1 protein-coding gene is annotated in these 951 nt (G+C 61.9%); it reads right to left on the bottom strand.

Going from position 1 to position 951, the window contains the following annotated elements:
* Window positions 1-819 (bottom strand): IS4 family transposase (locus ACUH78_RS19370; RefSeq protein WP_445334459.1); only part of this gene is annotated, 819 nt, incomplete at its 3' end.
* Window positions 820-951: the final 132 nt, after the last annotated feature.

Consider the following 951-nt stretch of genomic DNA (forward strand, 5'->3'; position numbering starts at 1 on the left):
GGACGTAACCAAGTACTCGTAATCACCGGTACTCAGGCGCACCCTCACGATGCGCAGGCGCAGCCGCGCGCACTCAACGCCATACTCGGCGCACACCGTCCGGGCGCGCCGGGAAAGGACGGCCTCGTAGCACAGCTCCTGGGTATTGTTCAGCACCAGATCGAAGGCACGCGACCACAGCCCCGCATCGATGCGCGCACAAAAGTGCGCCCCGCGCGCGCGAATCAGCGCAAACAGCCACAACGCCGGATAGCCGCGATCGAACAGCATCAGATCGTCCGACCCGATCACCTCGAGCTGCTGCGCGAACAAAGCCCGCTCGCCCTGTTGCCACGGCGCCAGTGCCGCACTAACCACAATACGATTCAGTACATCGAAGGCGAAGGACGCCCGGGCGAGTGGTCGCACCCCGCCCGCATGGCGTACCCCACCGAATGCCTTGGCCAGCGCAGGAAAAGCATGAAGATGAAGACTCGATCCATCAACGGCGATCAGCCGATGGCCCATCCAGCGCGCCAGGCGTGCGCCCTGATCCGCGTGACGCACGAGACGCTCGTTCAGGGCGATGAGCGCCGAGGCCTTGAGCTTGGCCCGTGCTTGCGAAATCGCGCCTTTGGTGACGGCGCACAGGGTACCACCGGAAAGGTCGTCGAGCAGGCGCTGCAGCGACTGGCGCATCGAGCTCTGGAAGTTCAACAACAGCCAACTCACCACGGTGGCGAAGGGCAACGCCCGATGCCGGGTAAAGTCCTGAGGACGCTGGCGATGGGCATCGATGAACGCCGGGTCAGAGAGCGCTTGGCGCAGCAAAGCGGTCAAACTGGCATAGAACTTGCAAGGTCATTACCATTATTTATCCTTGCGTTTCAATACGTTAGATGCGCAATTATACCACTTGGCATGAGCCGACAGCCCCCAAGCGCTGACCGTGGGCTAAACTAAACGGCATTG

It is taken from the genome of Thauera sp. ZXT1-4, assembly GCF_052598215.2.